General features: G+C 69.4%; 11 protein-coding genes. 7 read left to right on the forward strand and 4 right to left on the reverse strand.

Going from position 1 to position 13478, the window contains the following annotated elements; genetic code table 11:
- Positions 1–8: 8 nt before the first annotated feature.
- On the forward strand, positions 9–458 hold the full coding sequence (locus WC555_RS00440) for a hypothetical protein (protein ID WP_373250254.1): 450 nt from the start codon (positions 9–11) through the stop codon (positions 456–458).
- 75 nt (positions 459–533) lie between these two features.
- Entirely contained in the window at positions 534–1322 is a 789-nt protein-coding gene (locus WC555_RS00445; protein ID WP_373250255.1) for an enoyl-CoA hydratase-related protein, read from the forward strand.
- A gap of 3 nt (positions 1323–1325) precedes the next feature.
- Here WC555_RS00445 and WC555_RS00450 read toward each other — a convergent pair whose 3' ends face one another.
- A complete protein-coding gene (locus WC555_RS00450; RefSeq protein ID WP_373250256.1) occupies positions 1326–3476 on the reverse strand; it encodes a M56 family metallopeptidase in 2151 nt (716 codons plus the stop codon).
- Complete coding sequence (locus tag WC555_RS00455; protein ID WP_373250257.1) at positions 3476–3862, reverse strand: BlaI/MecI/CopY family transcriptional regulator; 387 nt, start codon at positions 3860–3862, stop codon at positions 3476–3478. Before WC555_RS00455 ends, WC555_RS00450 begins: the two co-directional genes overlap by 1 nt.
- Before the next feature lie 212 nt (positions 3863–4074).
- Here WC555_RS00455 and rpsT point away from each other — a divergent pair, with 212 nt between their 5' ends.
- From rpsT to gyrB, 5 genes are all read left to right on the forward strand, one after another.
- On the forward strand, positions 4075–4344 hold the full coding sequence (gene rpsT, locus WC555_RS00460) for a 30S ribosomal protein S20 (protein ID WP_373250258.1): 270 nt from the start codon (positions 4075–4077) through the stop codon (positions 4342–4344).
- 441 nt (positions 4345–4785) lie between these two features.
- Entirely contained in the window at positions 4786–6243 is a 1458-nt protein-coding gene (dnaA, locus tag WC555_RS00465) for a chromosomal replication initiator protein DnaA (RefSeq protein WP_373250259.1), read from the forward strand.
- Positions 6244–6438: 195 nt separating this feature from the next.
- Positions 6439–7557, forward strand: coding sequence for a DNA polymerase III subunit beta (dnaN, locus tag WC555_RS00470; RefSeq protein WP_373250260.1), 1119 nt, complete (start codon positions 6439–6441; stop codon positions 7555–7557).
- 110 nt (positions 7558–7667) lie between these two features.
- Positions 7668–8798 (forward strand): DNA replication/repair protein RecF, encoded by a 1131-nt coding sequence (gene recF / locus WC555_RS00475; protein WP_373250261.1) that lies wholly within the window; start codon positions 7668–7670, stop codon positions 8796–8798.
- A 317-nt stretch (positions 8799–9115) separates the two neighbouring features.
- A complete protein-coding gene (gene gyrB / locus WC555_RS00480) occupies positions 9116–11554 on the forward strand; it encodes a DNA topoisomerase (ATP-hydrolyzing) subunit B (protein ID WP_373250262.1) in 2439 nt (812 codons plus the stop codon).
- 9 nt (positions 11555–11563) lie between these two features.
- On the opposite strand, the gene WC555_RS00485 is transcribed toward gyrB, so the two are convergent.
- Together WC555_RS00485 and WC555_RS00490 are read right to left on the reverse strand one after the other, a co-directional pair.
- The gene (locus tag WC555_RS00485) at positions 11564–11998 is read right to left on the reverse strand and encodes a surface-adhesin E family protein (protein WP_373250263.1); all 435 of its coding nucleotides are present in this window, start codon (positions 11996–11998) and stop codon (positions 11564–11566) included.
- A 71-nt stretch (positions 11999–12069) separates the two neighbouring features.
- On the reverse strand, positions 12070–13245 hold the full coding sequence (locus WC555_RS00490) for a DNA cytosine methyltransferase (protein ID WP_373250264.1): 1176 nt from the start codon (positions 13243–13245) through the stop codon (positions 12070–12072).
- Positions 13246–13478: the final 233 nt, after the last annotated feature.

Raw genomic sequence — 13478 nt, forward strand, 5'->3', positions numbered from 1 at the left:
AGCGGCGCATGACCCATCGCCGCACCCACCTCTGGATCAGTCTCGTTGTCGGCCTCGCCGTCTGGGGTGCCTATTTCGGCCATTTCCTGCAGCAGATGCGGCGCGGCGAGACCGGCGGACTGGTCTTCTGGTTCCTCGGCGCCCTGGTCGTGATCGTGCTCGCCGAAACGGTCGCCGTCAGCCTGATCGCCTGGCTGTTCCGCCGCCGCGCCCGCGCCCTCGACGAAGGCCCGACGCTGCAGGCGGCGCTCAAGGCCAGCCATGTCGCCCTCATGCTGCTGATCGTCCTCATCCTCGCCGCCGCCGGCCTCCTCGCCTCCGCCTCCCTGTTCGGCTGGAGTCTCGACCTGTCGGGCGCCCGCGGCCAGGTCATCGCCGCCAACGCCCTGCTGGCCATGGTGGTCGCCGCCGAACTGCTCCGGGCGGGCCTGACGCTGGCGCTGCTGCCGAGACGGTAGCGCTCGATCCGTGCATCCCGGCTTTCGCCTGGATGAGCGGGTCGGTAAGTAGGGCGCACACTCCGGAGCGCCCCCATGGCCGACACCTATTCCACCCTGCTCATCGAACGCCACGCCGACGGCTATGCGCTGGTGACCCTGAACCGGCCCGAGGCGCTCAACGCCCTCAACTCGGCCCTGTTCAAGGATCTGTCGGACTTCCTCGACGCCGTCGAGCATGACGACAGCGTGCGCTGCCTGATCCTGACCGGCTCGGGCGACAAGGCCTTCGCCGCCGGCGCCGACATCAAGGAGATGCAGGACCAGACCTACGCCGACATGTACAAGGCCAATTTCTTCGCCCTCGGCCACGACCGCATCGTCCGTTTCCGCAAACCGATCATCGCCGCGGTCAACGGCTTCGCCCTCGGCGGCGGCTGCGAGCTGGCCATGCTGTGCGACTTCATCGTCGCCTCGGACAAGGCGAAGTTCGGCCAGCCCGAGATCAACCTCGGCGTCGCCCCCGGCATCGGCGGCTCCCAGCGTCTGACCCGTCTGGTCGGCAAGGCCAAGGCCATGGACATGGTCCTGACCGCCCGGATGATGGACGCCGCCGAAGCCGAACGCGCCGGCCTCGCCAGCCGCGTCGTCCCGCACGAAACCCTGCTGGACGAGGTCCGCAAGATCGCCGCCAGGATCGCCTCGCAAAGCCCCCTGGCCGTCATGGCCAACAAGGAGATGGTCAACGCCGCCCTTGAGACGACGCTGACCCAGGGCGTCCAGTTCGAACGCCGCCTGTTCCACTCCCTCTTCGCCTTCGAGGACCAGAAGGAGGGGATGGCGGCGTTCGTGGAGAAGCGGAAGCCGGTGTTTACGGGGCGCTGAGGTTCAGGCCGCAGGCGCCAGGGTCACCGCTGCTCTCACAGGCCGGTTCGCGGCGGTGACCCGGACCGGCGTGGTGGTGGTCATGATCACGCGACTATCGGCGTCACGGATTTCGGCGGTGATCACGTAGTCCTCGGGCGTTGCGGCGCTGCCCTTGACCGCGACGGCCATGGGAATCGGATCGAAGCTCCCGCCGACCGCGAACTGAAGGCGCGTCGACGCCCGACCGTCCGTCGGCCGGATGCGGACCATCAGAGTGCCGTCGGGAGTCGTCTGGAGGCCGGGCGCGAGATCGATGTCGAGCGTCAGCAGGACGCTGTCACCGGTGACACCGCCGGCCGCGCCGAGCGCCGCCGCCTCTTCCCGGTCGATCGGGCGGGCCATGACGTTTGCAGGAACAATGGATCCGACCACCTGACCCGCCGCCGCGCCGCAGGGATAGGCGCGCGCCAGGGCGGACCGCGCCACGTCGAACGCAGTGTCATCCGACCGGACGGGTCCCCGCGCAATTTCGGCCTTGCCGCGTTCGACCAGGGCCATCAGAGCCACGCGACGGGCGACCTCATCAGCCCGATCGAGCGCCGCAGGCGGACAGACCCCGAACCGTGTGGCGTCCTGCAGCACGGAGAACATCACGCCCGCGCAGAAGCCGTCATCCCCCGGATCCCGCGAGGCGCACAGAGTCTGGTACTGCCGCCCGTCGGGATTGCGGTAGTCCGCCTGCTGCCCGGGGGTCAGGTGATTTTCCTTCGGCGCCGGCGTGGCGGCGTCCCGGCGCACGCGACGCACCTCGGATTCGGTTTTCAGTGTGTAGCGCACATGATCGCCGATGACCTCCACCCGCGCCACGGCGTCAGGGTTGACCCCGCCGGCGGGAAAGCCCGCCGGCATGCGGCGGCCGTTGACGCTGACCGGCGACGAGCCGGTGAACGGCAGGATGAGATTCACCTCGCCTGACCCCGCCGGGGCCGTGCGCACGTCGATCCGCTCGGCGGCCACGGCCCACATCGGCAGACCCTCCGGCAGCGGCTCGCCGTTCAAAAGGGTGCGCGCGCCCGCGCCCAGCGCGATGCTACGGGGTTGTTCCACAGGCAGAATCGGGGGGGTTGCAATGGCGTGCGGTGGCCGGACCACGGCTTCGCGCTCCCCGGCCACCGCCAGCGATCCGGCCCCGGCCAGGGCGACCATCAGGCCAGCGAGGCCCAGGGCCATCAGGCGGGGGCCGCGACCGGCGGCGGGGGCGGGGCTCAATACGGCTTTCAGGCGGTGCATGGCGGTGGTCCTCCCCGCGCCGGTGAAGGTCAGGGCGGGCAGGCCGCCGGACGCCTGCGGACCGGCGCGGTCCCGCAAGGCCTCGATCAGGGACCGGGCGTAGGCCCGGCGCGTCTCCGCGACGGCGTCGCCCAGGGCCAGGGCGTCGCACGCCTCCTCGCGGGCCGCGGCGCGCCGCGCGCGCAGCATCGGCATCAGCGGATTGACGGCCAGCAGCGCCAGCAGCGCCTCCTCCTGCCACAGGGCGTGATGATCGCCGCGTTTCAGATGCGCCAGCTCATGGCCGACCACGGCGCTGGCGGCGACCGTGTCGGCCCCGTCGGTCAGGCCGCGGGGCAGGATCAGATGAACGCGGCCCAGATGGGCCAGCAGCGCCTCGGACGTCGCCGCGCTGACCCGGACCCGGGGCGTGCGGATGGCCAGTTCAAGGGCGGCCGTCTCGACCATCGCCGTCACCGCCGCGCCGGGCGCCTCGGCCTGGCGGACGATCCGGACCAGCCGTCGGGCGCGGATCGCCAGCGCCGTCAGCCGCGCGGCGGTCAGCAGGGCGGCCAACCCCAGCACGGCCCACGCGGCCATGGCGGGATCAAAAACGAACGACGGCGCGGGGGCGATTGCGGCGAACTCCGCCGGCGCCGTGACGAGGGCCGTGGGCAAAGCGCTGGAGGCTGCGGGGAGGTTTCGCACCGGCGCGGGCGTCAGCAGCAGCAGGCCGACGGCCAGCGGCGGCAGGGCCGGAAGGATCAGGGCGGCGGCCCAGACCCGGTCCCTCAGCCGGGGATCGGCGCTCAGCCGCTCCACCAGCCGGCCACTCGCCCAGGCCAGCGCCGCTGTCGCGACCGACAGGCCCAGCGACAGCGCGAGAAGTTCGGGGGCGCCCATCAGCGGTCCTCCCTGTCGGCGTCGGGCGCGGACAGGGCCGCTTCCAGCTCGGCGATGTCTCCGGCGTCGAGGATCTGGCTGCCCGAGAAGGCCGCCGCGGGCAGGGGGCCGTCGAGGTCCAGCAGGGCGCCCAGCCGTTTCATCAGCCCGCCGATCACCGCCGTCTTGGGCTGGGCCGTCGAATAGACCGCCATGCCATGGGCGTCGCGCCGGCTCAGCAGGCCCTTGGCCCGCATCCGCTCCAGCACCGTCCGGGTCGTGGACGACGACCAGCCCAGGCTCCCGGCAATCCGGTCCTGCACCTCCCGCGCGGACAGGTCGCCGTCGCGCCAGAAGCATTTCAGGACGTCCAGTTCGGACTCGCTGGGGGCTGTGGGTTCGGCCATGACGGAGATCTCACGAGGAATGTAACGACAACGCTACAATTGTAACCCGACGACGTCAACTGTCGCTTTCAGCGGCCGTGGCGCGGATAGCTGAGGCGCGGTGTCGGACTCTCGTTGACCCCCTGACCCCTTTCCGCTATAGCCGCGCGCTCTTCGAGATTTCCCCGCCGTGGACCGTGCTCCGCGGCGTTTCCGTTCGTAAGGTTTGACTGATGGCCAACAATGCCGGCGCCAAGAAAGCGATCCGCAAGATCGCTGCCCGCACCGAAGTGAACAAGGCGCGCCGCACGCGTGTCCGCACCTTCCTGCGCAAATTCCAGGAAGCCGTCACGGGCGGCGACGCCGGTGCGGCCAAGACCGCCTTCGTCGAGGCGCAATCCGAGCTGATGCGCGCCGTCTCCAAGGGCGTGGTTCACAAGAACACGGGTTCGCGGAAGGTCGGTCGCCTGGCCGCCCAGCTGAAGAAAATGTCGGTCGCCTGACACGACGGGCTACGGACGGCCTTTTACAGGCCTGTCATAGTTAATATCAGCGATTTCAACGGCGAGGGAGCGAACGCTTCCTCGCCGTTTGCACGTGTGCGTCTAACCGCCCAGACGGGAATTCGCTCTCCCGTCTGTGGCGAAATACGGTTTTTCGTTGACTGCGTTTGGCTTTAGCGGAGTCAACAATTTTAAGTGCGAATCGACTCGCGAATCAGCGTTGACGCCCCCCTCGCCGGGCGTAAGTTTGGGGCGCTGACGCACTTCCATCCCCACACGGATGAAGACGGCGCGGAACCTGATTTCGTGTCGGCGTGAGACGTCTGTTCGAGAGTTCGACCCCACCTGCGCGGCGCCATCGCCACGCGGGACAGGAGAAGTCGTCCCCGATTCCGGCGTGCTCGAAGGGTGTCGGCGTGTGATGGATTGAGCGGGTGGCTGATGTTTACGGGGAGCGCTGAAATGGCGGGGATGACGGATCCGGATCGTATCTGGACCGAGGCGGCGGGCCGTCTTCGCACGGAAATCGGCGAGGGGCCGTTCAGCTCCTATATCGCGCCGTCGGCCGTCCGCGCCGACGGTTCGGGCCAGCTGATCCTCGTCACCCCGACCGCCTACGCCCGTGACTGGGTGCGCAAGAACGCCCTGCGCCGCATGAACGAGCTGTGGCTGGGCCTCGACGGCCTGTCGCGCCGTCTCGACGTGCGTTGCCGCGCCGAAATGGGCTCGACCCCTTCCGCCTCCCAGGTCGCCGCCGGCCGCGCCGAGGGCGCCGCCCCCATCCCGTTCCAGTCGCTTCCCCAGGCCATGCCGATGGCCACCGTTCCCCCGGTCGCCGACGGGGCCCGCGCCGTGCGCGCCGCCGGCCTGCAGGACCGCCTGACCTTCGACAGCTTCGTCGAAGGACAGGGCAACGCCTTCGCCCTGGCCATCGCCCGTCAGGCCGCGGCCTGGGCCGACGGCCACTTCAACCCGATCTTCTTCTGCGGCCCCTATGGCTACGGCAAGACCCACCTGCTGAACGCCATCGCCTGGGAAGCCCAGCGGCTTCGCCCGGACGCCAGGGTCGTCTATCTGACCGCCGAACGCTTCCTGTCGACCTTCGTGCGCGCCGCCCAGGACCGCACCATGGCCGCGTTCAAGGACAGCCTGCGCGGCGCCGACATGCTGCTGATCGACGACGTCCAGTTCGTCGGAGGCAAGGCCGGCACCCAGGAAGAGCTGCTGTCGACGCTGACCGCCCTGATCGAGGACGGCAAGAAGATCATCATCTCGGCCGACCGCCCGCCCATGGCCCTGACCGAGGTCGAGCCGCGCTTGCGCAGCCATCTGGCCTCGGGCCTGACCTGCCCGGTCGAGCCCGCCGACCGCGCCCTCAAGCTGGCCGTGGCCCGCAACCGCATCCAGGCGCTGGCCAATCTCGGCGTCGTCTCCGGCGAGGCCCAGGCCGAGGTGCTCGAACACCTCGTCGACCGCACCCCCGGCTCGATGCGCGAGCTCGAAGGCGCCGTGAACACCCTGGCCGCCGTCGCCGGCGCCCGCCTGTCGTCGCTCAGCGTCGACGAGACCCAGGCCCTGCTCGGCTCGGCCCTGCGCGGCGGGCCCGAGCGCCGCATCACCGTCGACGAGATCCAGAAGACCGTCGCCGACCACTTCAGCCTCAAACAGGCCGACCTGCTCAGCGAGCGCCGCACCCGCGCCGTGGCCCGTCCGCGCCAGATCGCCATGTGGCTGTGCAAGCAGCACACGACCCGCTCCTATCCCGACATCGGCCGCCGATTTGGAGGCAGGGACCACACCACGGTCCTGCACGGCGTGCGCAAGATCGAGGAACTGATGGGCCTCGACGACCAGATCGCCCGCGACGTCGAGACGCTGACAAGGAAGCTGAGGGGCTAGGGTCGAGGGATTAGGGATTAGGTTTTGGCCCGTGTGCGTTCGGCGGGGGATTATCCACACATCGATGGGGCGGCGTCCCTAATCCCTAATCCCTCATCCCCAGTCCCTTCCTTGCCCCGCCCGCTCAATCCGCTAGTGTCCAAGGCCCTCCAGTCGTGGTGACGCTTTGAGTCGCCGCACCCCGGGCGAGACGACATGCAACTGACCATCGAACGATCCGCGCTCCTCAAGGCCCTCGGCCACGTTCAGAGCGTCGTCGAACGCCGCAACACCATCCCGATCCTGTCCAACGTCCTGCTCAGCGCCGGACGCGACAAGCTCAGCTTCGCCGCCACCGACCTCGACATGGAGATGGTCGACGAGGCCGAGGCCCAGGTGAATGTCGAGGGCCAGATCACCGCCCCGGCCCACACCCTCTATGAAATCGTCCGCAAGCTGCCCGACGGCGCCGAGGTCTCGCTGAGCTACAACGGCGACGACCCCCGTCTGGTGGTCCAGGCCGGCCGTTCGAAATTCAACCTGCCGGTCCTGCCGGCCGGCGATTTCCCGGTGATGTCGACCGAGACCAGCGGCACGCGCTTCACCCTGCCCAAGGAAGACCTCGCCCGGCTGATCGACAAGACCCGCTTCGCCGTCTCGACCGAGGAGACGCGCTACTATCTGAACGGCCTGTATCTGCACACCGTGGCCGACAACGGCATTCCCCTGCTGCGCGCCGTGGCCACCGACGGCCACCGCCTGGCCCTGGCCGAGACCCCGGCCCCCGAGGGCGCCGCCGGCGGCCCCGGCGTCATCGTCCCGCGCAAGACCATCGACCAGGTCCGCCGCCTGCTCGACGACGGCTCCGGCCCGGTCGAGGTCATGGTCAGCCCGCAGAAGATCCGCTTCGAATTCGGCCAGGCCTCCCTGACCTCCAAGGTCATCGACGGCGCCTTCCCCGACTACATGCGCGTCATCCCCAAGGGGAACGACAAACAGGCCGACATCGACAACGCCCTGTTCGCCCAGGCCGTCGACCGCGTCGCCACCATCTCGGCCGAGAAGAGCCGCAGCGTGAAACTGGCCTTCGAGCTGGACCGCGTGACCCTGACGGTGCGCAACATGGAGGCCGGGCAGGGGGTCGAGGAGGTCGAGATCGGCTATTCCGAAGAGCCCTTCGAGATCGGCTTCAACGCCCGCTATCTGCTCGACGTCGCTGGCCAGATCACCGGCGAGACGGCGCACTTCAAATTCGCCGACCCGGCCAGCCCGACCCTGGTCCTCGATCCGGGCGATCCGGGCGTCCAGTATGTGCTGATGCCGCTGCGGGTGTGAGCTGGAGTGAATGGTGAGTAGTGACTGGTGAGTGGTTCGATCGTGAGCGGGATCAGCTGCCGCATCAGCGCCGACGCTCTACTCACTAGTCACAAATCACTCTTCACCCCTTGATCACCGCCCTGACCCTCACCGATTTCCGCTCCTACGCGAGCGCGACCCTGCCCATCGCGGCGGGCGCGGTGGTGCTCCACGGCCCCAACGGCGCCGGCAAGACTAACCTACTGGAAGCTCTCAGCCTGTTCACCCCGGGCAAGGGCCTGCGCGGGGCCACGGCGCCCGAGATGGGCCGCCGCGAACCCGGCGAGGCGACCGGCCGCGCCTGGGCTGTCGCCGCCGTCCTGACCGACGGGGACGGGGAGACGAAGCTGGGCACCGGCGTCCAGTCCGCCGGCGCCGCCCGCCGCATCGTCCGCATCGACGGCGAGACGGCCCAGCCGGGCCGGCTTCTCGACCATCTGCGCCCCGTCTGGGCCACGCCCGAGCAGGACCGGCTGTTCTCGGACGCCCGCGCCGCCCGGCTTCGCTTCTTCGACCGGCTGGTGTTCGCCGCCGACCCCGCCCACGCCGCCTCGGTCTCGGCCTATGAAAAGGCCTTGCGCGAACGCCTGCGGCTGCTGACGGAGGGCGCAGAAGGCCGCGCCGCGGACCCCCTGTGGCTCGATGCGCTGGAAATCCGGCTGGGCGAGGCAGGGGCCGCCGCCGCCGCCGCCCGCGCCGCCGCCCTGACCACGCTCCAGGCCGCCATCGACGCGCGGTCCGACCGGCCCTTCCCCCAGGCCGATCTCGGCCTGACCGGCGAGGCCGAGACCCTGGCCGCCTCGGGCGCCGACGCGACCGCCATCGCCGCCCTCATCCGCGACGGCATGGGCCGCTCGCGCGCCCGCGACGCCGCCGCCGGCCGCTCGCTGTACGGCCCGCACCGCTCCGACCTGACCGCCCTGCACCGCGAGAAGAACCGCCCCGCCGCCGAGGGCTCCTCGGGCGAGCAGAAGGCCCTGGTCCTCAACCTGATCCTCGCCCAGATCGCCCGGCTGGCCGACCAGCCGGCCCCGCCCGTCCTGTTGCTCGACGAGGCCCCCGCCCACCTCGACACGGCCCGCCGCGCCGCCCTGTTCGACGAGATCGAGGCCCTGGGCCTGCAGGCCTTCATGACCGGCACGGAGGCTGAACTGTTCGCGCCGCTGCGCGGTCGGGCGCAGTTCGTGCGGGTGGAGGGCGGGGTGCTCACCGTCGAATAGTTTTCCTTCCCCCATTTCGGCGGAAGGTGGCAGGCGAAGCCTGACGGATGGGGGCTGTTTGCGGCGATCTCCCGTCGCGCCGGCTGTGACGCCGACAGAGCCCCCATCCGAGCCGCTGCGCGGCCCACCTTCCCCCGAAATGGGGGAAGGATTCAGAGGGCCGACCCACCCCGCTTTTCCTCGCAATTCCGCCCTGAATCCCTATATGTTGACGGCCTCGGCGCGGATCGGATTCGCGCCCTGAAAACCGTCCGTTCAAGGCGGCCCCGCCGCCGCCTTCAGAGGCCCTCCGCGAGGGCGTTTCACCGACCGAATATATGACCGATCAGACCCCGACCGCGCGCAACGTCGACACCGCCGAAGAGGCCGCCTACGGCGCCGATTCCATCAAGGTCCTCAAGGGCCTGGACGCGGTCCGCAAACGGCCCGGCATGTATATCGGCGACACCGACGACGGCTCGGGCCTGCACCACATGGTCTATGAGGTGGTCGACAACGCCATCGACGAGGCCCTGGCCGGTCACGCCGACCTGGTCCAGGTCATCCTCAACGCCGACGGCTCGGTCACCGTCACCGACAACGGCCGCGGCATACCCACCGACATCCACGAGGGCGAGGGCGTCTCGGCGGCCGAGGTCATCATGACCCAGTTGCACGCCGGCGGTAAGTTCGACCAGAATTCCTACAAGGTCTCGGGCGGCCTGCACGGCGTCGGCGTCTCGGTCGTCAACGCCCTCAGCGACTGGCTCAAACTGGTCATCTATCGCAACGGCAAACGCCACGAGATGAAGTTCGCGCGCGGCGACACGGTCGAGAGCCTGAAGGTCACCGGCGACGCCCCCCTGCGCGACAACGGCAAGGTCCTGTCGGGCACCGAGGTCACCTTCTATCCCTCGGTCACCACCTTCGCCCATATCGATTTCGACCTGAAGACGCTCGAGCATCGCCTGCGCGAGCTGGCCTTCCTGAACTCGGGCGTGGTCATCAAGCTGCAGGACCATCGCGGAGCCGAGAAATTCGAGGAGATCCTGCACTATGAGGGCGGCGTCGAGGCCTTCGTGCGCCATCTCGACAAGTCCAAGACGCCCATCCTCAAGGACGTCATCGTCATCCGCGGCAAGAAGGAGGGGATCGAGATCGATCTCGCCCTGTGGTGGAACGACTCCTACCACGAGACCATGCTGTGCTTCACCAACAACATCCCCCAGCGGGATGGAGGCACCCATTTGTCGGCCTTCCGCGCGTCGCTGACGCGGGTCATGGGCGGCTATATCGAAGCCGCCGGCGCGGCCAAGAAGGAGAAGGTCTCGGTCTCGGGCGAGGACGCCCGCGAAGGCCTGACCTGCGTCCTGTCGGTCAAGGTGCCGGATCCGAAATTCTCGTCGCAAACCAAGGACAAGCTGGTCTCGTCAGAGGTGCGTCCGGCCGTGGAAGGCCTGTGTTCCGAGGGCCTGTCGACCTGGTTCGAGGAGCATCCGGTCGAGGCCAAACAGGTCGTCGCCAAGATCATCGAGGCCGCCGCCGCCCGCGAGGCCGCGCGCAAGGCCCGCGACCTGACCCGGCGCAAGTCGGCGATGGAGATCTCGTCCCTGCCCGGCAAGCTGGCCGACTGCCAGGAACGCGATCCGGCCAAGTCCGAACTGTTCATCGTCGAGGGCGATTCCGCCGGCGGCTCGGCCAAACAGGCCCGCAACCGTGAGAACCAGGCCGTCCTGCCCCTGCGCGGCAAGATCCTCAACGTCGAGCGCGCCCGCTTCGACCGCATGCTGTCGTCGGAACTGATCGGCACCCTGATCCTGGCGCTCGGCACCGGCATCGGCCGCGACGACTTCAACGCCGACAAGCTGCGCTATCACAAGATCATTCTGATGGCCGACGCCGACGTCGACGGCGCCCACATCCGGACCCTGCTGCTGACCTTCTTCTATCGCCAGATGCCCGAGCTGATCGAGCGCGGCCACGTCTATATCGCCCAGCCGCCGCTCTACAAGGTCTCCAAGGGCAAGCAGTCGCGCTACCTCAAGGACCAGTCCGAGATGGACTCCTACCTGATCGAGGAGGGGGCGTCCGAGGCCGAGCTGGACCTGCCCAACGGCGAACGCCGCGTGGGTCTCGACCTCCAGGCGCTGGTGCGTGAAGCCAAGGCCTTCAAGGCCGGCGTCGACCGCCTGTCGCAACGCGCCCCCGTCTTCGCCATCGAACAGGCGGCGCTCGCCGGCCTGTTCGATGAGGACCCCGCCGATCCGTCGAAGGCCGCCACCCGTCTGAATCTGTACGCCGAGGAAGGCGACGGCGACTGGACCGGCTCGCCGGGCGCCCAGGGGGCCGTGGCCTTCGAGCGCGTGCGCCGCGCCGTGACTGAACGCATCGTCCTGGAAGAGGCGCTGATCCGCTCGCTGGACGCCCGCCGTCTGGCCGAACGCTCGACCGCCTTCGAGGGTCTGTTCGACAAGCCGGCCATCTTCCGCCGCAAGGACAAGGCCGTGACGATCCGGGGTCCGCTCGACCTGCTCGAGGCGGTGCTGGACGCGGGCAAGAAGGGCCTCGCCATCCAGCGCTACAAGGGTCTGGGCGAGATGAACCCGGAACAGCTGTGGGAGACCACCCTGGACGTCAACGCCCGCACCCTGCTGAAGGTGCAGGTCGAGCACCAGGAGGACGCGTCGGACCTGTTCGCCAAGCTGATGGGCGACGTGGTCGAGCCGCGCCGCGAATTCATCCAGGCCAACGCCCTGGACGCGGCGGTCGACGCCTAGGCCCGACCGTCAGGTGCGACCGGCGTCGACGAACGCCTTGATCGTCGGCCAGACCGGCGGCTGGGCGCGCGACCCCTTGCAGACGATGTTGTTGAGGAATTCGGGCGAGGTGTTCGGACGCACATCCTCCCACGCCGCGCCTTCCTCCGGATAGGTGTCCATCTCCGCGCCGTCGGGGCCGTATTCCACCATCCCGGCCGTGCGCCATTTGCCGGTGGCGCACTGGATTTCATAGGTCTCGACCGTATGGCTGTAGTCGCCCGGCGTTCCGGTCCGTGGCGCCGTCGCCACATGGACGGAGGTGATGTCGCCATTGACCACGATGCTGTCGACGTCGGCCATGAAGACATTGCTCTGGCTGCGCGAGAACGGATGCCAGCTTTCGGCCGCCGCCGGCGTGGCGCCCGCCGCCAGAACGACAAGGCTTAGTGCAAGATATTTCACGTTGATCTCCCCAGACCCCTGAACCCTGATGATGCTCCGCTGTGCGGCTTTGGCAAGGGGCGGCGCCGCGATCAGGCCGCGCGGCGCGCGCCGGCGGCGGCTTTCAGGATGGGCTCGAACAGCCATTCCGCCAGATGGCGGACGACCGGCACGGCCACCCCGTCTCCCGTCAGCCGCCAGGCCGCGCTGCTGGAGGCCGGCAGGCTGTAGCTGTCGGCCAGCCCCATCAGCCGCGCCGTCTCACGCGCCGATATCAGCCGCGAGCGCACCACGCCCCGGTCGACGACCAGCACCGTCTGTCGGCTGGAGCCCCCGGCCGGGGTGCGCAGGCAGCCGGCGATGTCGAACCGCACCTCGGCCCGCTGCACCTTGCGGCCATCCGCCTCCTGCCGCGTTCGCCGGTACAGGGCCCCGACGCGCCGTCCGCCGTCGCGGCGCGCCTGTTCCACCTTGGCCAGATTGACCGGCGACATCAGGGCCAGCAGCCCCGCCGTCCGTTCCGGCGGGCTCCATGGCGCATCGGCGGGATTGTCCTCGATCAGGGCCGCCAGCGCCGTCGGTCGCGCGCCCGGTTCGGGCAACCGCCACCAGACCATCCGGGCGCGCAACGCCTCCGGCAGCCGGTCGACGGCGCGGCGCAGGGCGGCGGGGTGGAAGGGCTCCAGCGGTCCCGGCGCGATCAGCCCGGGCGGCGCCGGCAGATCGCCCCTGACGCCGATCACGAAAAGCCGGGGCCGCGACTGGGGCAGGAACCGGTCCGCATTGATGACCAGGGCGCCCCAGCGATAGCCGGCGTCGACATAGGTCTGGCAGACGATCTCGAAATCCCGTCCGCCCCGCGACGTCAGCGCGCCGCACACGTTCTCGACCGCCACGATCGCCGGCGCCCGCCCCTCGGCCGCCAGTCCCCGGGCGACGTCCCAGAAGGCGTGAAACGTCCCCGACCGGCGTCCGCCCAGGCCCGCGCCCACGCCCGCCAGCGACAGATCCTGGCACGGGAACGAGCCCCACATCAGCCCGGCCGCGCCCGGCAGATCGGCTGCGGTCACCGCGCCGATGTCGCCGGGATGGAAGTCGCCGGCGCCCCAGTTGGCGCGATAGGCCTGCGCCTTGCCGGCGTCGATGTCGTTGGCGAACAGGCATCGCCAGCCCTCGCCCAGCCCGGCCCTGACCATCCCCCCGCCCGCGAAGAATTCGTAGAAGCCGGGCCGCCGGTCGTCGAGCGGGTGAACGGACGATTCGATCATGAGCCGACGCTGACGCGCCGGCGCCGCCAAGTCCAATCATCTGTGCCGGATCATGGCCCTGCCGTGACCCGAAGACGTGCCGCGCGAGGCGCCGCATTTTGGTTCACTCATGAAAATAGTTTCACCTGTCGTGATGAAAATGGTTGACTACCAGCCTGTCCTGGATGCCTCTTGATGCAGCAAGCGCCGGAACAGGCGCGCGGGAAACGTCGACGATCATGGTTGAGGCTCCG

It is taken from the genome of Brevundimonas sp. (genome assembly GCF_041648615.1).
Lineage (GTDB): Bacteria > Pseudomonadota > Alphaproteobacteria > Caulobacterales > Caulobacteraceae > Brevundimonas.